This is a genomic window from Streptomyces sp. NPDC050759 (assembly GCF_044456945.1).
Classification (GTDB): domain Bacteria; phylum Actinomycetota; class Actinomycetes; order Streptomycetales; family Streptomycetaceae; genus Streptomyces.
Genome location: NZ_JBITGI010000001.1, coordinates 82,442 through 105,732 on the forward strand (window position 1 = coordinate 82,442; position 23,291 = coordinate 105,732).

At 69.8% G+C, this 23,291-nt stretch carries 17 protein-coding genes; 7 read left to right on the plus strand and 10 right to left on the minus strand.

Annotated features, from left to right (window positions below):
• Positions 1 to 16: 16 nt before the first annotated feature.
• Positions 17 to 1,225: an NYN domain-containing protein gene (locus ACIBJB_RS00380; RefSeq protein ID WP_398924971.1), complete on the minus strand. Its 1,209-nt coding sequence runs from the start codon at positions 1,223 to 1,225 to the stop codon at positions 17 to 19.
• Between the two features lie 224 nt (positions 1,226 to 1,449).
• Here ACIBJB_RS00380 and ACIBJB_RS00385 point away from each other — a divergent pair, with 224 nt between their 5' ends.
• Complete coding sequence (locus ACIBJB_RS00385; protein ID WP_398924973.1) at positions 1,450 to 1,614, plus strand: hypothetical protein; 165 nt, start codon at positions 1,450 to 1,452, stop codon at positions 1,612 to 1,614.
• Between the two features lie 91 nt (positions 1,615 to 1,705).
• Here ACIBJB_RS00385 and dnaE read toward each other — a convergent pair whose 3' ends face one another.
• Positions 1,706 to 5,245: a DNA polymerase III subunit alpha gene (gene dnaE / locus ACIBJB_RS00390; protein WP_398924975.1), complete on the minus strand. Its 3,540-nt coding sequence runs from the start codon at positions 5,243 to 5,245 to the stop codon at positions 1,706 to 1,708.
• A gap of 203 nt (positions 5,246 to 5,448) precedes the next feature.
• Between dnaE and ACIBJB_RS00395 the strand changes: the two genes are divergently transcribed.
• The 4 genes from ACIBJB_RS00395 to ACIBJB_RS00410 all read left to right on the plus strand — a co-directional run bounded on the left by ACIBJB_RS00395 (position 5,449) and on the right by ACIBJB_RS00410 (position 10,203).
• Positions 5,449 to 6,774, plus strand: a complete 1,326-nt coding sequence (locus ACIBJB_RS00395) for a DUF2252 domain-containing protein (RefSeq protein ID WP_398924977.1) — start codon at positions 5,449 to 5,451, stop codon at positions 6,772 to 6,774.
• A gap of 91 nt (positions 6,775 to 6,865) precedes the next feature.
• The gene (locus tag ACIBJB_RS00400) at positions 6,866 to 7,558 is read left to right on the plus strand and encodes a hypothetical protein (RefSeq protein WP_398924979.1); all 693 of its coding nucleotides are present in this window, start codon (positions 6,866 to 6,868) and stop codon (positions 7,556 to 7,558) included.
• A gap of 88 nt (positions 7,559 to 7,646) precedes the next feature.
• Positions 7,647 to 8,462 carry a thioredoxin domain-containing protein gene (locus ACIBJB_RS00405; RefSeq protein ID WP_398924980.1) on the plus strand — a complete coding sequence of 272 codons (816 nt, stop codon included), beginning with the start codon at positions 7,647 to 7,649 and terminating at the stop codon, positions 8,460 to 8,462.
• 85 nt (positions 8,463 to 8,547) lie between these two features.
• The gene (locus ACIBJB_RS00410) at positions 8,548 to 10,203 is read left to right on the plus strand and encodes an alkaline phosphatase D family protein (protein WP_398924982.1); all 1,656 of its coding nucleotides are present in this window, start codon (positions 8,548 to 8,550) and stop codon (positions 10,201 to 10,203) included.
• Here ACIBJB_RS00410 and ACIBJB_RS00415 read toward each other — a convergent pair.
• Positions 10,200 to 10,787, minus strand: a complete 588-nt coding sequence (locus tag ACIBJB_RS00415; protein ID WP_398924984.1) for a dienelactone hydrolase family protein — start codon at positions 10,785 to 10,787, stop codon at positions 10,200 to 10,202. The genes ACIBJB_RS00410 and ACIBJB_RS00415 overlap by 4 nt on opposite strands.
• Positions 10,788 to 10,906: 119 nt before the next feature.
• Here ACIBJB_RS00415 and ACIBJB_RS00420 point away from each other — a divergent pair, with 119 nt between their 5' ends.
• Complete coding sequence (locus tag ACIBJB_RS00420) at positions 10,907 to 12,037, plus strand: mechanosensitive ion channel family protein (RefSeq protein ID WP_398924986.1); 1,131 nt, start codon at positions 10,907 to 10,909, stop codon at positions 12,035 to 12,037.
• 59 nt (positions 12,038 to 12,096) lie between these two features.
• Here the strand turns inward: ACIBJB_RS00420 and ACIBJB_RS00425 are convergent, their stop codons facing one another.
• The 6 genes from ACIBJB_RS00425 to ACIBJB_RS00450 form a co-directional block, all read right to left on the minus strand.
• The gene (locus ACIBJB_RS00425) at positions 12,097 to 12,837 is read right to left on the minus strand and encodes an SDR family NAD(P)-dependent oxidoreductase (RefSeq protein ID WP_398924988.1); all 741 of its coding nucleotides are present in this window, start codon (positions 12,835 to 12,837) and stop codon (positions 12,097 to 12,099) included.
• Between the two features lie 67 nt (positions 12,838 to 12,904).
• Positions 12,905 to 14,479, minus strand: coding sequence for a Na+/H+ antiporter (locus tag ACIBJB_RS00430; RefSeq protein WP_398924990.1), 1,575 nt, complete (start codon positions 14,477 to 14,479; stop codon positions 12,905 to 12,907).
• Between the two features lie 189 nt (positions 14,480 to 14,668).
• Entirely contained in the window at positions 14,669 to 15,139 is a 471-nt protein-coding gene (locus ACIBJB_RS00435; RefSeq protein WP_398924992.1) for a GNAT family N-acetyltransferase, read from the minus strand.
• On the minus strand, positions 15,136 to 16,080 hold the full coding sequence (locus tag ACIBJB_RS00440) for an RluA family pseudouridine synthase (protein WP_266525559.1): 945 nt from the start codon (positions 16,078 to 16,080) through the stop codon (positions 15,136 to 15,138). Before ACIBJB_RS00440 ends, ACIBJB_RS00435 begins: the two co-directional genes overlap by 4 nt.
• A 49-nt stretch (positions 16,081 to 16,129) precedes the next feature.
• Positions 16,130 to 16,705 carry a signal peptidase II gene (gene lspA, locus ACIBJB_RS00445; protein WP_266525561.1) on the minus strand — a complete coding sequence of 192 codons (576 nt, stop codon included), beginning with the start codon at positions 16,703 to 16,705 and terminating at the stop codon, positions 16,130 to 16,132.
• A gap of 61 nt (positions 16,706 to 16,766) precedes the next feature.
• Positions 16,767 to 18,182 carry a TraR/DksA family transcriptional regulator gene (locus tag ACIBJB_RS00450; protein ID WP_398924994.1) on the minus strand — a complete coding sequence of 472 codons (1,416 nt, stop codon included), beginning with the start codon at positions 18,180 to 18,182 and terminating at the stop codon, positions 16,767 to 16,769.
• A gap of 584 nt (positions 18,183 to 18,766) precedes the next feature.
• Between ACIBJB_RS00450 and ileS the strand changes: the two genes are divergently transcribed.
• Complete coding sequence (gene ileS, locus ACIBJB_RS00455; RefSeq protein WP_398924996.1) at positions 18,767 to 21,904, plus strand: isoleucine--tRNA ligase; 3,138 nt, start codon at positions 18,767 to 18,769, stop codon at positions 21,902 to 21,904.
• Positions 21,905 to 22,055: 151 nt separating this feature from the next.
• Here ileS and ACIBJB_RS00460 read toward each other — a convergent pair whose 3' ends face one another.
• On the minus strand, positions 22,056 to 23,261 hold the full coding sequence (locus ACIBJB_RS00460) for a DivIVA domain-containing protein (protein ID WP_398924998.1): 1,206 nt from the start codon (positions 23,259 to 23,261) through the stop codon (positions 22,056 to 22,058).
• Between the last annotated feature and the right edge of the window lie 30 nt (positions 23,262 to 23,291).

The following is a 23,291-nucleotide window of genomic DNA, read 5'->3' on the forward strand; positions in this document are numbered from 1 at the left end:
CGGTGTATACGCCGTCTCACTCCCCGGCGGGCGCGTGCTCCGCCGCCGTCCGTACGTCGATCTCCCGCCAGAACCCGGCCCGGATCGCATAACGGTCGTGCTCGTCGATCTGGTCGTCCTTGTGCGCGAGCAGCCCGAACCGCGCCGCGTATCTGAGCAGCTCCCCGTCGATCCGGTGGGGCACCCGCGGGTACATCCCGGACAGCCGCTGCAGATGCGTCTGGTCCCCCAGCCGCTCCATCCACCGCCGCGCGAAGACCTGCCCGACCTCGAACGGATCACCGCCCACCGTGGTGATGTCCTCCTCCCGGTCGGCCCATCGCTGCTCCGCCGTGGTCAGCTGCGCGAGCGTCGGCATGGAGGCGACCTCGGGCGGCTCGGCGGCACCACCGGGCCGGTCGACCCACCCTTTGTCGGAGGACCACCGCAGGGTCGCGCTCGCGGGGTGCTGTGCGGCCTGGGTACTTCCCGGCGCCCGCAGCGCGGCGAGATCCTTGGGCGTCGGCACCCCCTTCGGCGCCGCCACCCGCTCCTGCGTGCCGTTCTCCGAAGGGGCGGCCGTGGCGTGCTCGCGCTCCTCCCCGGTCCGCTCGGGCGCGGACTCGGGCAGCGGCGCCGAGAGGATCGCGGCGATCTCGGGCCGCGGCACCGGCGGCGGTGCGCAGATCCCGCCGACTTCCTTGGCGCGGACGGCCTTGGTGATCCACGCACGGTCCAGCACCCGCCGCTCGTCCGCCTCGGCGACCAGGTCCTCCGACTGGTTGTAGTCCCCGTCGGCGGCCTGCACGGCCCACAGGTGTACGGCGACCCCGTGCTCCTTGGCGGCCATCATGCCCGGCAGCAGGTCCCCGTCGCCGGTGACGAGCACGATGTCGGAGCAGGCGCGGTTGCGGGCCAGCTCGGTGAGCTCGGCGTGCATCGCGGCGTCCACGCCCTTCTGGGCCCAGCGTCCGTCGCTGCGGGTCAGGGCGCCGAGCCGGACGGTGACCCGGGGCATCACGCGCAGTCTGCGGTGCTCGGGCTGCGGGACGCGGTCGGGGGCGCCGTCGAACCAGTAGATGCGCAGCAGGGGCCGTTCCGTGTCGGACTCGGCCCGGTCGCGCAGACCCTGGACCAGGGCGGCGTGGTCGACGGTGATACGGGAACGGGAGGGCTCCCCGGCAAGGAGACTGGCGGCGGCCCCCAGCAGATACCCGGCGTCCACCAGGACGATGCAGCGGTCCACGCGATCCACCCTCTTTCCGGGAGGTTTGCTTCGGGCTTCCTTCGAGTCTGCCCGACCACGCGAGGGTTAACGGCCCGAACTCGATCTTCGGCGTGGCGTTTCGGGGCATCGCCCGGCGACATTCCCTGTCACACACGGTAATTATCCGAAATGCGCCTCCTGTCAGCGTATGTGAATCTGGTCCCGGCCCTGGCCCCTAGATCCCCCTCAGGAGGCAGATCACCATGGCCAAGAACAAGAAGCAGAACCGTAAGCCGTCGCAGACCGAGCGTGCCGGGCAGGAGCCCCAGCACTCCTCGATGGAGCCGCAGACCGAGCAGCATGCCCCGCAGGTGACCCCCAGCGACGTGGCCCGCAAGGGGCGGCAGAAAAGCTTCGGCCACAACTGACGGCTGCATAAAGGGTTGTTGAGACCCAGGTACACAGAGGGGCGCACCCCGTCAGGAGTGCGCCCCTCTGCATGGTCCGAGCCCCGGTGGGTCAGCCCGCCAGGCAGGACGGTCCGAGCAGCACCTTCAGGTCTCCGAAGAGCGCCGGGTCCGGCTTCACGCGGTGCCGGTCCAGCCGCAGGACCGTGGTCTTGCTGGGGCCCTGGAGCCGGATGCGGACCTCGCTCTCCCCCTTGTGGTGGCTGAGGATCTCGCCGAGCCTGCTGACCATCGGCGGGGTCACCTTCAGCGCCGGGATGGTGAGGATCACGGGCGCGTTGGTGCCCGCGTTGGAGAGGTCGGGGACCTGGAGCTCCATCGCGACCAGCCGGGGCACGTCCTCGCGCTTGTCGAGGCGGCCCTTGACGAACACCACGGCGTCCTCGACGAGTTGCGTCGACACCAGTTGGTAGGTCGCCGGGAAGAACATGCACTCGATGGAGCCGGCGAGGTCCTCGACGGTGGCGATCGCCCAGGCGTTGCCCTGCTTGGTCATCTTGCGCTGGAGACCCGAGATGATGCCGCCGATGGTGACCACCGCGCCGTCGGCGTGCTCACCGCCGGTGAGCTGGGCGATGCCCGCGTCGGCCTTGTCGGACAGCACGTGCTCGAGCCCGAAGAGCGGGTGGTCGGAGACGTACAGACCGAGCATCTCCCGCTCCTGGGCGAGCAGGTAGGTCTTGTCCCACTCCTCGGTGGTGAACTCCACGTCCAGTCCGAAGCCGGGCTCGCTGGTGTCCTCCTCCCCCATCCCGCCGAAGAGGTCGAACTGCCCCTCGGCCTCCTTGCGCTTGACCGCGACCACGTTGTCGATCATCGAGTCGAAGTGCGCGGTGAGGCCCTTGCGGGTGTGCCCCATCGTGTCGAACGCGCCCGCCTTGATCAGCGACTCCGTGGTGCGCTTGTTGCAGGCGACCGCCTCGACCTTGTCGAGGTAGTCGGGGAAGGAGGCGTACTTCCCCTTGGCCTTGCGGCTGCGGATGATCGACTCGACCACGTTGGTACCGACGTTGCGCACGGCTTCGAGCCCGAAGAGGATGACGTCGTCGCCCTGGGCGGCGAAGTTGTGCTCCGACTCGTTGACGTTCGGCGGGAGGACCTTGATGCGCATGCGACGGCACTCGTTGAGGTAGACCGCCGACTTGTCCTTGTCGTCCTTCACCGAGGTGAGCAGCGCGGCCATGTACTCGGCCGGGTAGTTGGCCTTGAGGTACGCGGTCCAGTAGGAGACCAGTCCGTACGCGGCGGAGTGCGCCTTGTTGAACGCGTAGCCGGCGAAGGGGACCAGGACGTCCCACAGGGCCTGGATCGCCTCGTCGCTGTAGCCGTTCTTCTTGGCGCCGGCCTGGAAGATGGTGAAGTTCTTCGCCAGTTCGTCGGGCTTCTTCTTGCCCATCACGCGGCGCAGGATGTCGGCCTCGCCGAGCGAGTAACCGGCGATGATCTGGGCGGCCTTCTGCACCTGCTCCTGGTAGACGATCAGGCCGTAGGTGACCGCGAGGACCTCCTGGAGCGGCTCCTCCAGCTCCTTGTGGATCGGCGTGATCTCCTGGCGGCCGTTCTTGCGCTCGGCGTAGTTGATGTGGGAGTTCATGCCCATCGGGCCCGGCCGGTAGAGGGCCGAGACGGCGGAGATGTCCTCGAAGTTGTCGGGCTGCATCTGGCGGAGCAGTGAGCGCATGGGGCCGCCGTCGAACTGGAAGACACCGAGGGTGTCACCGCGGCAGAGCAGTTCGAAGGTCTTGGGGTCGTCCAGCGGCAGGGCGAGCATCTCCAGGTCGATGCCCTTGTTGGCCTTCACCATCTTGATGGCGTCGTCCATGATCGTGAGGTTGCGCAGGCCGAGGAAGTCCATCTTCAGCAGGCCGAGCGACTCGCACTGCGGGTAGTCCCACTGCGTGATGGTCACGCCGTCGGTGTGGCGCACCCAGATCGGGGCGTGGTCGACGATGGGCTCGCTGGACATGATCACGCCGGCCGCGTGCACACCCATCTGCCGGACCAGGCCCTCGACGCCCTTGGCGGTGTCGATGACCTTCTTCACGTCCGGTTCGTTCTCGTACATCGCCCGGATCTCGCCCGCTTCGCTGTAACGCGGGTGCGAGGGGTCGGTGATGCCGTTCAGGTCGATGCCCTTGCCGAGGACGTCGGCGGGCATCGCCTTGGTGAGCCGGTCGCCCATCGCGTACGGGTAGCCCAGCACGCGCGCGGAGTCCTTGATGGCGTTCTTCGCCTTGATCTTGCCGTACGTGCCGATCATGGCGACCTTGTCGGCGCCGTACTTCTCGGTCACGTACCGGATCACCTCGACGCGCCTGCGCTCGTCGAAGTCGATGTCGACATCGGGCATGGAGACGCGCTCGGGGTTGAGGAACCGCTCGAAGATCAGACCGTGCGGGATCGGGTCGAGGTCGGTGATGCCCATGGCGTAGGCGACGATCGAGCCGGCCGCGGAGCCTCGGCCGGGGCCGACCGCGATGCCGTTGTTCTTGGCCCACATGATGAAGTCGGCGACCACGAGGAAGTAGCCCGGGAACCCCATCTGGATGATGACGTCCATCTCGTACTCGGCCTGCCGCTGGCGGTCCTCGGGGATGCCGCCCGGGAAGCGGCGCTCCATGCCGCGGCGGACCTCCTCCTTGAACCAGGTGACCTCGGTGTAGCCCTCGGGGATGTCGAACTTCGGCATGAGGTTCTTGGCCTCGAACATGCCCTCGGTGTCGACCTGTTCGGCCACCAGGAGGGTGTTGCGGCAGCCTTCCTGCCAGGCGTCCGAGGAGTCGACGGCGTACATCTCGTCCGTGGACTTCAGGTAGTAGCCGGTGCCGTCGAACTTGAAGCGGTCCGGGTCGGAGAGGTTCTTGCCGGTCTGGATGCACAGCAGCGCGTCGTGGGCGGTCGCCTCGTGCGCGTACGTGTAGTGCGAGTCGTTGGTGACCAGCGGGGGGATGCCGAGCTTCTTGCCGATCTCCAGGAGGCCGTCGCGGACCCGGTGCTCGATCTCGATGCCGTGGTCCATCAGTTCCAGGAAGTAGCGGTCCTTGCCGAAGATGTCCTGGTACTCGGCGGCGGACTTCAGCGCCTCGTCGAACTGGCCCAGGCGCAGCCGGGTCTGGAGCTCGCCGGAGGGGCAGCCGGTGGAGGCGATGAGCCCCTCGGACCACTGGGAGATGGTCTCCTTGTCCATGCGGGGCCACTTCTGCAGCCAGCCCTCGGCGTACGCGTCCGAGGAGAGCTTGAAGAGGTTGTGCAGGCCGGTCCTGTTCGCCGCCCAGATCGTCTTGTGGGTGTAACCACCCGAACCCGAGACGTCGTCCCGCTTCTGGTGGGGCTGGCCCCACTGGATCTTCCGCTTGTTGCGTCGGGACTCGGGTGCGACATATGCCTCGATCCCGATGATCGGGGTGACCCCGGCCTTCTTCGCGGAGTGGAAGAAGTCGTACGCCCCGTGCAGGTTGCCGTGGTCGGACATGGCGATATGGGTCATGCCCATCTCGTTGCACGCATTGAACATGTCCTTGAGCCGCGCGGCACCGTCCAGCAGGGAGTACTGGGTGTGGACGTGCAGGTGCGTAAACGGCGGCTTTGACACGGCGTGGCCTCCATGGAAAACACTCGACGACAGGCGGACGGACAGTTCGGGGGACAGCGTCGAAGTCTATGCCTCGGCACTGACACTCCGGGGGTCGCCCCGCGTACCTTCACAAGGAGGGTCGCGGGCACTTTCACCCGGGCCCGCCCGTTGGAGAGACGACAGAAACGCTGTCGTACACATGCACCAGGAGGCACCCCGCGATGTCGGTTCCGCAGCTCAACGACGAGCACCGCGGCGAGGAGATTCTCGCTGTCTTCGACACCGCCTTCGGCGAGCTCCTGGCCGCCGACCCGGCAGCGTTCCGCGTGAAGTTCCGGAAGATGGCGGCCTCCGCGTTCGCGTTCTACCGGGGCACGGCGTGCCTCTTCTACCACGATCTTGACGCGGAGAAGCGGGGCGGCCCGTATCTGGACGAGCGCACCTCGCGCGTGTGGATCCACGGCGATCTGCACGCGGAGAACTTCGGCACCTACCTGGACGCCAACGGCCGGCTGATCTTCAACGTCAACGACTTCGACGAGGCCTACGTCGGCCCCTTCACCTGGGACCTCAAGCGCTTCGCCGCCTCCGTCGCGCTGATCGGGTACGCCAAGGCCCTCGGCGACCAGCAGATCACCGAGCTGGTGGAGGTGTACGCGGGCGCGTACCGCGAGCGGATCCACGCCCTGGCCACCGGCGCCAAGAGCGACGAGGTGCCGCCCTTCACCCTGGACACCGCCCAGGGCCCCCTCCTGGACGCGCTGCGCGACGCCCGCTCCCTGACCCGCTTCGGCCTCCTGGAGTCGATGACGGAGATCCGCGACTTCGAGCGCCGCTTCGCGCCGGGCGGCGGCTCCATCGAGCTGGACGCGGCCACCCGCTACAAGGTGCTCGCGGCCTTCGACGGCTATCTGGAGACCCTCCCGGAGGCTTCCCTGGACCGCCCGGACTCCTACCGCGTCAAGGACGTCGTCGGCCGCCGCGGCATCGGCATCGGCTCGGCCGGGCTGCCGTCGTACAACATCCTGCTCGAGGGGCACACCGACGCCCTGGAGAACGACGTCGTGATCTACATCAAGCAGGCCCAGACCCCGGCCGTCTCCCGCCACATCACCGATCCGGCGATCCGCGACTACTTCCAGCACGAGGGCCACCGCACGGTGATCTCCCAGCGCGCCCTGCAGCAGCACGCCGACCCGTGGCTCGGCTGGACCGAGCTGGGCGGCGCGGGCCAGCTGGTCGCCGAGATCTCGCCGTACGCCGTGGACCTGGACTGGGGCGACATCGACGACCCGGAGGAGATCGCGGCGGTCGTCGCCGACCTCGGCCGGGCCACGGCCACCATGCACGCGGCGGCGGACGACACCTCAGGGGAGTCCCTGGTGCCCTTCTCCACGGAGCGGGCCATCGACGCGGCGATCGCCGCCGACGAGGACGGCTTCGCGGGCCTCCTGGTCGACTTCGCGCACAGCTACGGCGCCCGCGCGCGTGCCGACCACCAGACCTTCGTCGACCTGTTCCGCAACGGCCGGATTCCGGGTCTGTGACAGGGCTCATGGCGCTTCCCATAACGATAGGGCCGCTCACAGGGATCCTTTAGGGGTCCCTTACAGGCCCGCGTGACACACTCTCCACGCTATGGACATATCCGGGACCCAGCTACGAGCGCTCCGCGCGGCGCTGTTCACGGCACTCGTCGTGACGCTCAGCACCGCGTCGCACGTGCTGCTGTCCCGGGCTCCCCTGCCGCTCAACACGGTGGCGGCGGTCGCCGTCGCCGTGTTCGCGCTCGCCTACGCGCTGGCCGGCCGGGAGCGCGGGTTCGGGCGGATCGCCGCCGTGCTGATCCCGCTGGAGCTGGCCGCCGACACCGTCTTCACCACCGGCCAGCACGTCTGCTACGGCGCCGCCGGCGGCCCGGTGGCGGGCCCGCTGCGGTCGGTCGGCTGGGACGTGTTCTGCGGCGACGGCACCAGCGTGGGCTCGCCACTGGCCCGGATGACCGGGAGCGACCCCGACCGGCTCGGCGGCCTGCTCGCGCACGCCGACCCGCAGACCGCCTGGCTGCTGCTGGGCGCGCACCTCTGTGTCGGCCTTCTCGCGGCCGCCTGGCTGCGCCGCGGCGAGCGGGCCCTGGCCCAGCTGCTGCGGGCGGTGGCCGCCACGACCTTCCGGCCGCTCCTCCTGGTGGCCGCCGCGCTGACCGTGCGGTCGGCGCCGGAGCCGGCCCGCCCGGTGCGGCCCGGCCGCCGTACGGCCGTCGCTCTCGACGAGATCCTCGTGCACTCCCTGGGACGGCGTGGACCGCCGTGCTCGGTCGCTGTCGCCTGAACCCGAACAGCACCTGAGCCCCACCGGTCCCGATCCACGTATCCCCCGCACACGACGTGTGCGCGTCCCCTTGATGGAGAACACCACCATGAGCAAGCGGAACAGCCAGGCCTCGAAGACCGCCGCCCGTGAGCGGCTGCGGCAGGAGCGCGAGCGCCAGGCCAAGCGCGACAAGGTCAAGCGGCAGGTCATCGTCGCCTGTTCCGTCGTCGGCGTCCTGGCGATAGCCGGCGGCATCGGTTACGCGGTCGTCCAGAACAACAAGCCCAGCTACTGGGAAGAGGCCAAGAACGACAAGCTCGTCAAGCCGGCCAACAGCACGGGCACCAACGGCACGACGGTCGTCATCGGCAAGAGCACCGCCAAGAAGACCTTGGTCATGTACGAGGACCCGCGCTGCCCCGTCTGCGCCCAGTTCGAGCAGACCGTCGGCTCGACCGTCGACAAGGACGTCGAGGACGGCAAGTTCAAGATCCAGTACGTCGGCGCCAGCTTCCTCGACGGCAACCTCGGTGGCGAGGGCTCCAAGAACGGCCTCAGCGCCCTCGGCGCGGCGCTGAACGTCAGCCCCGAGGCGTTCCTGAAGTACAAGACCGCGATGTACTCCACGAAGTGGCACCCTGCCGAGGACGGCCCCGACAAGTTCAAGGACGACGCCTACCTCATCAAGATCGCGCAGACCGTCCCGGAGCTGAAGGACAACAAGACCTTCCAGAACGCCGTGAAGAACGGCACCTACGACAAGTGGGCCCTGGACATGTCCGAGAAGTTCAACAAGGACGGCGTGACCGGCACTCCGACCCTGAAGATGGACGGCAAGACGCTGACCGGTTCCGACGGCAAGAGCGCGCCGATGACGGTCGCCGACTTCAACACCGCGCTCGAGGCGGCCCTGAAGGCCTGATCCCCCGCACTCTTCAGGCAAAGAGCGGGCGAACTTTCACGAGTTCGCCCGCTCTCGTTCATACCGGCCAGTAACCTGATCGGCCGTGACCAGTAGTCAGAGATCAGCCGAGAGCAACTCCCTGTCCCCGCGCCGCCGTACGGTCGTCAAGGCCGCGGCGGCCACCGCTGTCCTGGCCGCCCCGCTCGCCGCCGCCCTGCCGGCCCGAGCCGCCGAGGCCCCCGCCTTCCTGCACGGCGTCGCCTCCGGCGATCCGCTCCCGGACGGCATCCTGCTGTGGACCCGGGTGACCCCGACCGCCGAGGCCATGCCCGGTTCCGGGCTCGGCCCGGACACCGAGGTCGGCTGGGTCGTCGCCCGCGACAAGGCCTTCACGACCGTCGTCGCCAAGGGGTCCGTCACCGCGACCGCCGCGTCCGACCACACCGTCAAGGCGGACGTCCGCGGCCTCGCCCCCGCCACCGACTACTGGTTCCGCTTCTCGGCGGGCGGCACCGAGTCCCCGGCGGCGCGCACCCGCACCGCGCCGGCGTCGGACGCGGCCGTCGCGAACCTCCGCTTCGGCGTGGTCTCCTGCGCCAACTGGGAGGCGGGCTACTTCTCGTCGTACCGCCACCTCGCGGCCCGCGGCGACCTGGACGCCTGGCTGCACCTGGGCGACTACATCTACGAGTACGGCACCGGCGAGTACGGCACGCGCGACACCGTCGTACGACAGCACGCGCCGGCCCACGAGATCCTCACCCTCGCCGACTACCGGATCCGGCACGGCAAGTACAAGACGGACCCGGACCTGAAGGCCCTGCACGCGGTCGCCCCGGTGGTCGCGATCTGGGACGACCACGAGTTCGCCAACGACGCCTGGTCGGGCGGTGCCGAGAACCACACCGAGGGCGCGGAGGGCGCCTGGTCGGCCCGTCAGGCCGCCGCCAGGCAGGCCTACTTCGAGTGGATGCCGGTCCGCCCGGCGATCGCGGGCACCACCTACCGGCGGCTGCGGTTCGGCAAGCTCGCCGACCTCTCGCTGCTCGACCTGCGGTCCTTCCGCTCACAGCAGGTCGCCGTGGGCAACGGCTCGGTGGACGACCCGGACCGCACGATCACCGGTCGCGCGCAGCTGGACTGGCTCAAGGCGGGGCTGAAGTCCTCCGACACGACCTGGCGGCTGGTCGGTAACTCAGTGATGATCTCGCCGTTCGCGATCGGCTCGCTCTCCGCCGATCTGCTGAAGCCGCTCGCCGAGCTGCTGGGCCTGCCCAAGGAGGGCCTCGCCCTCAACACCGACCAGTGGGACGGCTACACGGACGACCGCCGCGAACTGCTGGCCCACCTGCGCTCCAACGCCATCCGCAACACCGTCTTCCTGACCGGCGACATCCACATGGCGTGGGCCAACGACGTGCCGGTGGACGCCGGCACCTACCCGCTGTCGGCCTCCGCCGCCACGGAGTTCGTCGTCACCTCGGTGACCTCCGACAACCTCGACGACCTCCTCAAGGTCCCCGAGGGCACGGTCACCGCCCTCGCCGCGCCGGTCATCCAGGTCGCCAACCGGCACGTCCACTGGGTCGACACCGACCGCCACGGCTACGGCGTCCTCGACATCACCGCCGACCGGGCGCAGATGGACTACTACGTGCTGTCCGACAAGACCAAGGCGAACGCGACCTCGTCCTGGGCGCGTTCGTACCGCACGCGGACCGGCACACAGAAGGTCGAGCGGACGTACACCCCCGTCTAAAACGTCTGGAGCGTCTCGAGCGTCTCGAGGAAGCCCAGGGCCACCCGCCAGGTGGCCTCGGCGGCCTCCTCGTCGTAGTCCGGGAGGCCGGGGTCGGTGTAGAGATGACCGGCCCCGGCGTATCGGTAGATCTCGACATCGGCGCCGGTGCGGCCCATCTGCAGATACCAGGCGCTCAGCCAGTCGTCGGTCTCGAAGGGGTCCGGCTCGGCCACGTGCAGCTGGACCGGCAGCTCGTCCGCGGTCGCGTTCGGCGCGATGTCCGACGTGCCGTGCAGGAGCAGCAGTCCACGGGCCTTCTCGTCGCCGAGGGCGAGGGTCTGCGCGATCGAGGCGCCGAGCGAGAAGCCGGAGTAGACGAGACCGCGCTCGGAGTAGGGCGCGGCGGCCAGCACGGCCCGCTTGAGCAGTTCGTCCTTGCCGATCTCCGCGTTGAAGGCCATGCCCTCCTCGACCGTCTCGAACGTGCGCCCCTCGAAGAGGTCCGGCGTCCACACCTCGTGCCCGGCCTCCCGCAGCCGGTCGGCGGCCTGACGGACGGCGGGCCGAAGGCCGTAGGTCGAGTGAAAGAGCATGATGTTCATGAGGCCATGGTGCCAGCCTGCACCGACAGTGCCGTTTCGCGGGCGCGCGGGCGGCCGTACCCACTTCGCGGCCGAAGTCACATGTTCATGACCGCCCGGGTCCGGTTAGGTTCGGGGTCATGGAGAACGTACTCCGCCCACTGATCGTGGTCGGTGGCTCGGTGCTGCTCACCCTGGTGATCGGCTGGGCCACCGACCTTCTGCTGCGCAAGGCCGACGCACGCCACAGCGAGACCCCGATGTGGGGTCTGCTGCGCCGTGGTCGCATCCCCTACATGCTCGTGCTGTGCGCGGCGATGCTGAGAGGGGCGTACGACGAGGCGAGGGTGCTGGAGGGGCACAGCGCCGGCATCGGGCAGACACTGACGCTGGTCCTGATCGGGGCGACCGCCTGGCTGGTGATCCGGATCGCCGCGGCGATAGTGGAGACGACGTACACCCGTTACGCGCGCGCCCACCACGACGCCGCCCGGGTCCGCCGGGTGCGCACCCAGGTCACGCTGATCATGCGGGTGGTCGCCGCGACCGTCGGGGTGGTGGCGGTGGCCGCGATGCTGCTGACGTTCCCCGCGATGCGCGCGGCCGGTGCCTCGCTGCTGGCCTCGGCCGGAATCCTCGGCATCGTCGCCGGTGTCGCCGCCCAGTCGACGCTCAGCAACATGTTCGCCGGGCTGCAGATCGCCTTCGGTGACATGGTGCGCATCGGCGACACCGTGGTGGTGGACGGCGAGTGGGGCACGGTCGAGGAGATCACGCTGACCTTCCTGACGGTACGGACCTGGGACGAGCGCCGGATCACCATGCCGGTGTCGTACTTCACCTCGAAGCCGTTCGAGAACTGGTCCCGCGGCACCCCGCAGATGACCGGCACCGTCTTCTGGCACGTCGATCACACGGCTCCGGTGGAGCTGATGCGCGAGCGGCTGCGGGACATCCTGCGCGAGTGCCCGGCCTGGGACGGCCGCGCCTACGGCCTCGACGTCACCGACACCACCCCGAACACCATGCAGGTACGGGCCCTGGTGACCGCCAAGGACGCCGACGACATCTGGACGGTACGGGTCACGGTCCGCGAGCAGATGCTCCGCTGGCTGACCGAACACCATCCGTACGCCCTCCCCCGCGTCAACACGGCGGACGCGGTCGTACTGCCACGCGGCGGCTCCTCGTCCAACGGCAACAGCAACGGCAACGGCAACGGCGCGGTCACCCGCCGAGCCCACGAGACCCCACGGACGGGGCGGGGCTGACGGTCCGTCGTGGCGCCGGTGCTGCACCCGACCCACGACGGACCCGCACCCGCCCACCGTCAATGCCCTCGCTCAGCCCCACCGTTGACCTGCACGACCTGCGACGTCACATGCCCCGCCCCCGGGGACGCCAGCCAATGAAGCGTCGCGGCGACGTCCCCCGGCGTCCCGGCCCGCCCGTTCGACGTGTCGTTGACGAGCCGTTCGCGCCGAGCGGGATCGATCGCCCCGCCGAAGAACTCCGTGTCCTCGATGTACCCCGGCGCGACCACGTTTGCGGTGATCCCCCGCGGCCCCAACTCCCGCGCGAGATCATGGGCGTACGGATGCAACCCGGCCTTCGCCGCCCCGTACGCCCCGCTCCCGGACCCCCGGTACGCGGCGATGGAACTCACGAACAGCACCCGCCCACCCGGCGAGGCGAGCCGCTCCTTCAGCCCCTCGGTGAGCAGCGCCGCGGTCAGCAGATTGAGCTGGAAGTTCACGGTCCAGTTGTGCGCGACGGCGTCGAGCGGATCGGAGCTGTCGACGGGCGGCTCCAGCTGCCCGGTGCCACCGGCGCTGTGGATCAGCACGTCCACGGTCCCGAGTTCACGTGCCACGAACCCGACGACCCCGCGCACCTCGTCGACGTCTCCGAGATCGGCGGCGTACGTCAGGGCGCCGGGCACGCCGGCCTTCTCGAGCACCTCGGCGCGCCGGCCGAGCAGCAGCACCCGGTCCCCTTCCGCGGCGAACACCTGCGCCGCCGCGCGCCCGATTCCCGTACCGCCACCGCTGATCACCACGTTGCGAGCCATGACTGCAGCCTACAAAGGCCCGGTCGGCGAGCTCACCCCGTTTCCGCACCTTCACCTTTCCGCGCCTTCACCGCAGACTGCGAACGTCCAGATGCCGCAGCACCCGGTCCACGATCTCCGGATCGGCGCCCGGCTCGCTGCGCGCCGCCAGTACCTCGTGCCGCGCCGCGCTCAGCATCTCGCCGTGGATGCGCCGCGCCCGCTTGAGCCGCCGCCGGGCCTCGCGCCGCTCCTCGTCCCCCATCTCGGGAGAGATCCGCACACCGATCTCGAACGCCCGCCGCAGCATCTGCTCCGACAGTTCCTCCGGCAGCTCCTCCACGTTCTCGATCTCCCGCAGCCGCTTCTTGGCCGCCTTCGCCGCCCGCACCGCGAGGGTCTTCTCGAATTCCATCTCCCTCTCGCTGTCCGCCCGCACCCCCAGCCGCTTCACCAGCCACGGCAGGGTCAGCCCCTGCAGCACGAGCGTCGCCATGATCACCCCGAACGCGATGAACACGATTTCGTCCCGGTCGGGGAAGGGCGCCCCCGAGTCGGTCTCCAGCGGGATGGCCAGCGCCAGCGCCACGGACGCCACGCCCCGCATCCCGGACCACCACATGACGACGGTCTCCCGCCATCCCACCGGGATCTCCTCGTCGATGTCCCGCTTGGCGTGCATGCGTTTGGTGAGCCAGGTCGCCGGCAACAGCCACAGCAGCCGTACGAGCACGACCACGGCAACGATCGCGGCGGCCCAGCCGAGCATCTCGCCCCAGCGCCCGGACGCGGTCCTGATCGCGTTGTGCAGTTCGAGTCCGATGAGCCCGAAGGCCACGCCGGTCACGAGCGTGTCGACGATGTCCCAGAAGGTGTGCCCGGCGAGCCGGGTCATCACGTCGTCGGCGTCGGTGGCGTACTCGGCGATGAACAGGGCGGTGGTCAGCACCGCGAGCACCCCGGAGCCGTGGAGCTCCTCGGCGAGCACGTAGGAGGCGTACGGCACGAGTACCGTCAGCCCGATCTGGAGAGTGGCGTCACCCAGCAGATCCATCAGCTTGTTGGCCCCCCAGCCCAGCGCGAGCCCCACGACGACGGCGACCACCGCGGAGAGCACCAGCTCGAAGACGGCCTTCCCGGCCGTGAACGAGCCGCTGACGGCCGCGGCGACGGCCACGTGGTAGAGCACGATCGCCGTCACGTCGTTGAAGAGCCCCTCGCCCTCCAGGATGGACACCAGCCTCCGGGGCAGCCCGAGTTGGCCGGCCACGGCGGTCGCGGCGACCGGGTCGGGCGGCGCGACCAGCGCGCCGAGCGCGAGGGCTGCGGCGATCGGCAGTCCCGGCACGATCGCCTGGGCGACGACGGCGACGCACAGCGTGGTGACGAACACGAGCGCGACGGCGAGCAGGAAGATCGGCCGTTTGTTGGCCGCGAACTGCCGCCACGACGTCCGCCGCACCGCCGCATAGAGCAACGGCGGCAACAGGATGGGCAGGATCAGCTCGGGTGGAATATCGACATTCGGTACGAAGTCCAGTACCGCGAGCACGATCCCGAGCAGCGTCATCAGCACCGGCGCCGGCAACCCGAACCGGTCTCCCACCGGGACACTGATCAGAGCCCCCAGCAGCAACACGAACAACAGGGCCAACTGATCCACGGTCAGAACTCCGGGCAGATCGACAAACCAACGGTCACTTCAGTCTGCCCGCTGCACGCCCAGACCTTCCCGACCGCCGCTCGCCCTCTCCCGTCGGCGTGAACCCGAGATCGGAAATCCGACCGTCAGAGAACCCGCCGCATGGCCCGATGCGGTATCCCCGCGAACCCGAGATCGGAAATCCGACCGTCAGAGAACCCGCCGCATGGCCCGATGCGGTATCCCCGCGTCCGGGAACTCCGGCCCGTACGCCCTGTACCCGAGCCGCTCGTAGAACCCCAGCGCATGCGTCTGCGCGTGCAGATCCACGGCCACGAGCCCACGCGCGCGTGCCGCGTCCTCGACGGCCCGCACAAGAGCCGCCCCCACCCCGAGTCCGCGCGCCGCCTGTGTCACGGCGAGCCGTCCCAGCGACCCCACGGTCAGGTCACCGCCGGTCTTCCCGGCCGCCGCCGTGCCGTACAGCAGCCGCCCCGTCCCGAGCGGCACGCCGTCCTCCCGCACGGCCAGCACATGCACCGCTACGGCGTCGTAGGCGTCGTACTCGAGGTCCTCCGGCACGCCCTGCTCGCCGACGAAGACCTCCTTGCGCACCGTGAAGCAGGCCTCACGGTCGGCGGGGTCCTCGGCGACCCGCACCACGTACGCGTGCGTGCTCACCCGTAGGTCTCCTCACGGACCAGGTCCAGGGCCTGCTGCAGATCCTCCGGATAGTCGCTCGCGAACTCCACCCACTCGCCGTCCCCGGGGTGCTCGAAGCCGAGCCGCACGGCGTGCAGCCACTGCCGGGTCAGCCTCAGCCGCTTGGCGAGCGTCGGGTCGGCGCCGTACGTCAGGTCGCCGACGCAGGGGTGGCGGTGGGCCGCCATGTGGACGCGGATCTGGTGGGTGCGCCCGGTCTCCAGCTTCACATCGAGCAGAGAGGCCGCACGGAACGCCTCGATGAGGTCGTAGTGCGTCACGGACGGCTTGCCCTCGGCCGTGACCGCCCACTTGTAGTCGTGCTGGGGGTGGCGGCCGATGGGTGCGTCGATGGTGCCGCTGGTCGGGTCCGGGTGGCCCTGGACGAGCGTGTGGTACCGCTTGTCGACCGTGCGCTCCTTGAACTGCCGCTTGAGCGAGGTGTACGCCCGCTCCGACTTGGCCACGACCATCAGCCCCGAGGTACCCACGTCGAGCCGGTGCACGATGCCCTGGCGCTCGGCGGCACCGGAGGTCGAGATGCGGTACCCGGCGGCGGCGAGCCCGCCGATCACGGTCGTCCCGGTCCAGCCGGGGCTGGGATGCGCGGCGACACCCACCGGCTTGGCGATCACGACCACGTCGTCGTCGTCATGGACGATCTCCATGCCCTCGACCGGCTCGGCGACGATCTGCACCGGCGCGGCCGCCTGTGGCATCTCGACCTCCAGCCAGGCCCCGCCGTGCACCCGCTCGGACTTCCCGACCACCGACCCGTCGACCGTGACCTTCCCCGCGGCGGCGATCTCGGCCGCCTTGGTACGGGAGAAGCCGAACATGCGGGAGATGGCGGCGTCGACGCGCTCGCCCTCCAGGCCGTCGGGCACGGGCAGGGTACGGATCTCGGGAACGGTGCTCACCCGTCGAGTATGCCGGACACCACCGACAGCCCCGACCGGCGCCTGTGGATCAGTCCTTGTGGACCGTGCCGTCGGGGTCGAGTCCCTTGAACGACAACAGCACGATCAGGATGCCCCCGCACACGATCGCCGAGTCGGCGAGGTTGAAGACGGCGAAGTGCTTGGGCGCGATGAAGTCGACGACCGCGCCCTCGAACACGCCCGGCGAGCGGAAGATCCGGTCGGTGAGGTTGCCGAACGCGCCGCCGAGCAGCAGACCGAGCGCGATCGCCCAGGGCAGGCTGTAGAGCTTGCGGGCGAGCCGGGCGATGACCACGATCACGGCGGCCGCGATCACCGTGAAGATCACGGTGAAGGCCTCACCGAAGCCGAAGGCCGCGCCCGCGTTGCGGATCGCCTCGAACCTCAGCCAGTCCCCGACGATCTCGATCGGCTCGTGGTGCTCCAGCTTGGCGACCACGATCATCTTGCTGACCAGGTCGAGGGCGTACGCGAATGCGGCCACCGTGAACAGCACGGCGATACGGCGCCTGCCCCTGGGCCGCGCCGTCTGGTCCTGCTCCGGTTCGGCCCCCGCCGCCTCCGGGGTATCCGGGGTACCGATGATGCGCTCCGCCTCTGTCACGTGAGTCCCTCGACCTAGATACCTGACTGAGGACGAGGGTACGACACGCCTCCTAGGACCCTCAGTACCGGCGTTCCTGCTTCTGCTTGCACTCCACGCACAGGGTCGCGCGCGGGAAGGCCTGCATGCGCGCCTTGCCGATGGGGTTGCCGCAGTTCTCGCACAGGCCGTAGGTGCCGGCGTCGAGCCGCCCCAGGGCGCGTTCGGTCTGGAGGAGCATCTCGCGCGCGTTGGCCGCCAGGGCCATCTCGCTCTCCCGCGTGATGTTCTTGGTCCCGGTGTCGGCCTGGTCGTCGCCTGCGCCGTCCCCGGAGTCCCTCATGAGCCCCACCAGGGACTCCTCCGAGGTGGTGATCTCGGTACGCAGCCGCAGGGCCTCGGCCGTGAGCTCCGCGCGCGCCTCGGCGACCTCTTCGGGCGTCCACGGGTCCTCACCCGGGCGCACCGCGAGCTCTCCGGGCTCCACCGCGGAGACACGCGCGTTGGGTAGGGCGGTCTTCGCCGCCGTGGCCGTTCCAGGAGTCTTCTTCGCAACCACTGTCGTGGCTCCCGTCTGCTTCGCGGCCTCGGCCGCGCCCGCCTTCTTGGCCGTGCTCTTCCTGGCCGCCCTCTTGGTGAGGGTGTTCTTCCCGGAGGTGCCCTGTCCGGCGTCCCCCTGGGGGGCACCGGCCTCCGTGGCGGCCTTGTCCTCGACCACGCTGTCCTTCGCGGCCGCCTTCTTCCCCACGACCTTCGTCGCGGTCGCGCCCTTGGCCGCACTCTTGGCCGCGCTCTTGGCCGCGGCCGGGCCCTTCGCTGCGGATTTCTCCGTGGCGGCGTTGTCCTCGACCACGCTGTCCTTCGCGGCCGTCTCCTTCCCCGCGACCTTCGTCGCGGTCGCGCCCTTGGTCGCGCTCTTGGTCGCGGCCGGGTCCTTCACTGCGGTCTTCTTCGCGACCGTCTTCTTCGTCACCACCTTCTTCGTGGCTGCCTTCTTCGTGACTGCCTTCTTGGCGACCGCCTTTTTCGTGGCGGAGGCCTTCTCGGCAACCGCAGCCTTTTTGGTGGCCGCCTTCTTGGCGGTCGCAGCCTTCTTCGGCGCCACGGTCTTCTTCGGCGCCGAAGTCTTCTTCGTGACCGAGGCCTGCTTCGTGACCGAGGCCTTGCCGACGCCCTTGGTGGCCTCTGCCGCTTCGCCGACAGGCGCCTCGGCCGCCGGTCTCCCGGCCGAGACCTCCACCGCGGCTGTCCGCCCGCCGGGAGCCGCCGTGGCCTTCTTGGCGCCGCTCGCCTTCCGGGGCGCCGCCTTCTTCCCTACGGCCGTCTCGCCACGCGCGCGCGTGCTCTTGACGGCAGCCTTCTTGGCGACGCCCTTCGCCGCCGCTCCGACCGCCTTCACGGCCTTGGCAGCCGCACCCTTGGCCTCGCCGCCGGAGGCACGGGCATGGGTGGACCGGCCCGACGCCGACTGCTGTACGGCCGTCTTCTTCGCCACCATGCCGCGGCCCCTTCACATATTGTGATCTTGCTCGCGAATCGTGCTGGGACGATAAATCGACTTGAGTCCCGCGGCAACGGGGCACGCCGCCCGATTCGCCCGCCCCGCGCGCGCGAGGCGGGAAGCATGCATGCGTTGTGCCCAGCTCCCCGCCAGGTAATCCGCCGGACCGTCCGTCCCGGAATCCGAACAGTCGTGCCGCTCCATTCGGGTCACTCCGAGCCCTACGGCGGCCTCCGCATCCGGCTCCGGAAAACCGGTCGGCCGCTGTCCCCGGGGCGCCGTACACTGGGCGGAGCGAAAAGCGTGGATGGGGACGAGTAGCGGCGTACGCAGCCCAGAGCGACCCGGGGACGGTGGAAGCCCGGGGGCGAGCGCGACGTGAAGATCACCCCGGAGCCGCCGGAAGAAAGCCTCCAGGGGCCGTTAGACCCGGCATCGCGACCCCAATGAGGGGGCTCACCGGCGCACACCAGGCGTCGGCGGGCCAAGGAGGGTGGTACCGCGGGAGCGCGCCGAAACCGGCGCATCGGCTCTCGTCCCTCCGGACGGAAGGCAGCAAGTCCGCCGGAGGAAGCTCGCTGATGACAACGCCGACGTACCGCCAGGTGCCCGCCCAGGTCGACCTGCCCGCGCTCGAGCACGCGGTGCTCGACTTCTGGCGCGAACAGAAGATCTTCGCCAAGAGCCTGGAGCAGTCCGAGGGCCGCCCCGAGTGGGTGTTCTACGAGGGCCCGCCCACCGCCAACGGCATGCCCGGCGCCCACCACATCGAGGCGCGCGTCTTCAAGGACGTCTTCCCCCGCTTCCGCACCATGCGCGGCTACCACGTGGCCCGCAAGGCCGGCTGGGACTGTCACGGCCTGCCGGTGGAGCTGGCGGTCGAGAAGGAGCTCGGCTTCACCGGCAAGAAGGACATCGAGGCGTACGGCATCGCCGAGTTCAACGCCAAGTGCCGCGAGTCCGTCACCCGGCACACCGACGCCTTCGAGGCGCTCACGACCCGCATGGGCTACTGGACCGACCTCCACGACCCCTACCGCACCATGGACCCGGAGTACATCGAGTCCGTCTGGTGGTCGCTGAAGGAGATCTTCAACAAGGGCCTGCTGGTCCAGGACTACCGCGTGGCCCCCTGGTGCCCCCGCGACGAGACGGGCCTGTCGGACCACGAGCTGGCGCAGGGCTACGAGACGATCGTCGACCCTTCCGTGTACGTCCGTTTCCCGCTCACCTCCGGTCCGCTCGCCGGTGAGGCCGCGCTCCTGGTCTGGACGACGACCCCCTGGACGCTGGTCTCCAACACGGCCGTGGCCGCGCATCCCGAGGTCACCTACGTCGTCGCGACCAACGGCGAGGAGAAGCTCGTCGTCGCCGAACCGCTCGTCGCCAAGGCGCTCGGCGAGGGCTGGGAGACCACCGGCCAGACCTTCACGGGCACCGAGATGGAGCGCTGGACCTATCAACGTCCGTTCGAGCTCGTGGAGTTCCCGGAGCCGGCCCACTACGTGGTCAACGCCGAGTACGTCACGACCGAGGACGGTACGGGCCTGGTCCACCAGTCCCCCGCGTTCGGTGAGGACGACCTCAAGGTCTGCCGCGCCTACGGCCTGCCCGTCGTGAACCCGGTCCGCCGGGACGGCACGTTCGAGGAGGACGTCCCCCTGGTCGGCGGCGTCTTCTTCAAGAAGGCGGACGAAAAGCTCACCGAGGATCTCCAGCAGCGCGGCCTCCTCTTCCGGCACGTCCCGTACGAGCACAGCTACCCGCACTGCTGGCGCTGCCACACCGCGCTCCTCTACTACGCGCAGCCGTCCTGGTACATCCGCACCACGGCCGTCAAGGACCGCCTCCTCCAGGAGAACGAGAACACCAACTGGTTCCCGGACACCGTCAAGCACGGCCGGTACGGCGACTGGCTGGACAACAACATCGACTGGGCGCTGTCCCGCAACCGCTACTGGGGCACCCCGCTGCCGATCTGGCGCTGCGAGGACGACCACCTCACCGTCGTGGGCTCCCGCGCGGAGCTCACCGAGCTGACCGGCACGGACCACTCCGGCCTTGACCCGCACCGCCCGTTCATCGACGAGGTCACCTTCGCGTGCCCTCAGTGCCAGAAGACGGCCACGCGCGTGCCGGAGGTCATCGACGCCTGGTACGACTCGGGTTCGATGCCGTTCGCGCAGTGGGGCTACCCGTACAAGAACAAGGAGCTGTTCGAGTCCCGCTACCCGGCGCAGTTCATCAGCGAGGCCATCGACCAGACCCGAGGCTGGTTCTACACGCTGATGGCCGTCGGCACCCTGGTCTTCGACAAGTCGTCGTACGAGAACGTCGTCTGTCTCGGTCACATCCTCGCCGAGGACGGCCGCAAGATGTCCAAGCACCTGGGCAACACCCTCGAGCCGATCCCCCTGATGGACCGGCACGGCGCGGACGCGGTGCGCTGGTTCATGGCGGCCGGCGGCTCCCCGTGGGCGGCGCGTCGCGTGGGCCACGGCACGATCCAGGAGGTCGTCCGCAAGACGCTCCTGACGTACTGGAACACGGTCGCCTTCCAGGCCCTGTACGCCCGCACGTCCGGCTGGGCGCCCAGCGAGGCGGACCCGGCTCCGGCCGACCGCCCGGTCCTGGACCGCTGGCTGCTGTCCGAACTGCACGCGCTGACCGACCAGGTGACCCAGTCCCTGGAGTCGTACGACACCCAGCGCGCCGGCAAGCTCCTGTCGGCGTTCGTCGACGACCTGTCCAACTGGTACGTACGCCGGTCCCGGCGCCGCTTCTGGCAGGGCGACAAGGCCGCGCTGCGCACGCTGCACGAGGTCGTCGAGACGGTCACCAAGCTGATGGCCCCGCTGACCCCCTTCATCACCGAGCGGGTCTGGCAGGACCTCATCGTGCCGGTCACCCCCGGCGTCCCGGAGTCCGTGCACCTGGCCTCCTGGCCAAAGGCGGACCTCTCCGCCATCGACCCGGAGCTGTCGAAACAGATGGTCCTGGTGCGCCGGCTCGTCGAGCTGGGCCGTGCCACGCGCGCGGAGTCGGGTGTGAAGACCCGTCAGCCGCTGTCCCGCGCGCTCATCGCCGCGACCGGCTTCGGCTCCCTCGACCCTGAACTGCACGCGCAGATCACCGAGGAGCTGAACGTGAGCGCGCTCGCCTCCCTCAGCGAGGTCGGCGGCAGCCTGGTCGACACCACGGCCAAGGCCAACTTCCGCGCCCTCGGCAAGCGTTTCGGCAAGCGCGTCCAGGACGTCGCCAAGGCCGTCGCCAACGCCGACGCGGCCGCGCTCTCCCTCGCCCTGCGCGAGGGCACGGCGTCGGTCGAGGTCGACGGCGAGACGATCACGCTCGCCCCCGATGAGGTGATCATCACGGAGACCCCGCGGGAGGGCTGGTCGGTGGCGTCCGACTCCGGTGCGACGGTGGCGCTGGACCTGGAGATCACGGAGGAACTCCGCCAGGCGGGCCTGGCCCGTGACGCGATCCGGCTGATCCAGGAGGCCCGCAAGAACAGCGGCCTCGACGTGGCCGACCGCATCGCGCTCCGCTGGACGGCCACGGACCCGGCCGTGATCGCGGCCCTGTCCGAGCACACGCCCCTGATCGCCGACGAGGTCCTCGCCACGGACTTCGCCCAGGGTGAGGCGGACGACACCTACGGCACCCCGTTCACCGACGAGGGCCTGTCCCTGACGTTCCGCCTGCGCAAGACGTAACCGCGCGAGCGAAGGCCCGGTCCCCAGGAGGGGCCGGGCCTTCCGCATATCCACGTCACCGTGATCAACCCGCGTAAAAGGGCGAGGCCCCGGATCGAAATCCGGGGCCTCGCCCTGAACGCTGCCGACGCCTAAGGCGTACTAGAGGCCGTCAGTTGTCGTCCTCGTCGATGAGGAAGCCACGCATCGGCGAGGGAGCCTGTCCCATCGGACCGGGACCCTGCGGCCGTACCGGCGCCATCGGCTGGGTCATCGCGGGCGACATCTGCTGCTGGCCGCCGTAGGACGGGCCGGCCGGCGAAGGACCGCCGCCCATGCCCTGGTTGCCACCGTACGACGGCGCGCTCGCACCGGCCGGAGCCATGGAAGGCGCCGGGGACGGCGGCAGCGACGCGGTCGCCGGGGCACGCGGCGGAGCCAGCGAGTCGTCGGCCTGGGTCTCCAGCTGACGCAGCTGCGACTCGAGGTACGACTTCAGACGCGTGCGGTACTCGCGCTCGAAGCCGCGCAGGTCCTCGACCTTGCGCTCCAGCGTGGCGCGGGCGGACTCGAGGGAGCCCATCGCGACGCGGTGCTTCTCCTGCGCGTCCCGCTCCAGCGCGTCCGCCTTGGCACGGGCGTCACGCTCAAGACCCTCGGCGCGCGAACGGGCCTCGCCGACGATCTTGTTGGCCTCGGAACGAGCCTCGGCGATCGCCTGGTCGGCGGTCTGCTGGGCCAGCGAGAGGACACGGGCGGCGCTGTCGCCACCGGGGCCCTGGCCGGGGCCGCCCATCGGACCGCCCATGGGGCCGCCCATCGGGCCACCCATCTGCTGCTGCATGGGCGGCTGACCGCCCATGGGGCCCTGACCCATCGGACCCTGGCCCATCTGGCCCTGGCCCATCTGTCCCTGACCCATGGGGCCCTGGCCCATCTGCCCCTGGCCCATCTGACCCTGCGGGCCGCCCTGGCCACCGCCGGGACCGGCGGGCAGCTGCGGGGCACCGCTAGGCAGCTGGGGCGGGCCACCCATGGGGCCACCCATCTGCTGCTGCGGCGGACCGGATATGCCGGCCGGCACGGGATTGCCGGGACCTGGCCCACGCATGCCCTGCTGCGGCATTCCCTGTCCGGGCATGCCACCCTGCTGCTGGTCCTGCTGCTCGGGGGGCTTGCGCATGTTCTGCTGGTTCTGGGCAGCAGCACGCGTAGCCGCGGCCAGCTTGGCGCGCAGGTCCTCGTTCTCGCGCAGCAGGCGCGTCAGTTCGGCTTCGACCTCGTCGAGGAAGGCATCGACCTCGTCCTCGTCATAGCCTTCTCGGAGGCGGACGGTCGTGAACTGCTTGTTCCGCACGTCCTCGGGGGTCAACGGCATCTCTTCACCTCAACGTAGTCATCGGCAGTC

What these genes read in the sequence shown, in the direction of transcription:
- ACIBJB_RS00450 (WP_398924994.1), bottom strand. Translation starts at nt 18,182, where the DNA reads ATGGTGGCGAAGAAGACGGCCGTACAGCAGTCGGCGTCGGGCCGGTCC.
- ACIBJB_RS00425 (WP_398924988.1), bottom strand. Translation starts at nt 12,837, where the DNA reads ATGGCTCGCAACGTGGTGATCAGCGGTGGCGGTACGGGAATCGGGCGC.
- ACIBJB_RS00420 (WP_398924986.1), top strand. Translation starts at nt 10,907, where the DNA reads ATGGAGAACGTACTCCGCCCACTGATCGTGGTCGGTGGCTCGGTGCTG.
- ACIBJB_RS00400 (WP_398924979.1), top strand. Translation starts at nt 6,866, where the DNA reads ATGGACATATCCGGGACCCAGCTACGAGCGCTCCGCGCGGCGCTGTTC.
- ACIBJB_RS00415 (WP_398924984.1), bottom strand. Translation starts at nt 10,787, where the DNA reads ATGAACATCATGCTCTTTCACTCGACCTACGGCCTTCGGCCCGCCGTC.
- ACIBJB_RS00460 (WP_398924998.1), bottom strand. Translation starts at nt 23,261, where the DNA reads ATGCCGTTGACCCCCGAGGACGTGCGGAACAAGCAGTTCACGACCGTC.
- ACIBJB_RS00395 (WP_398924977.1), top strand. Translation starts at nt 5,449, where the DNA reads ATGTCGGTTCCGCAGCTCAACGACGAGCACCGCGGCGAGGAGATTCTC.
- ACIBJB_RS00405 (WP_398924980.1), top strand. Translation starts at nt 7,647, where the DNA reads ATGAGCAAGCGGAACAGCCAGGCCTCGAAGACCGCCGCCCGTGAGCGG.
- ileS (WP_398924996.1), top strand. Translation starts at nt 18,767, where the DNA reads ATGACAACGCCGACGTACCGCCAGGTGCCCGCCCAGGTCGACCTGCCC.
- ACIBJB_RS00385 (WP_398924973.1), top strand. Translation starts at nt 1,450, where the DNA reads ATGGCCAAGAACAAGAAGCAGAACCGTAAGCCGTCGCAGACCGAGCGT.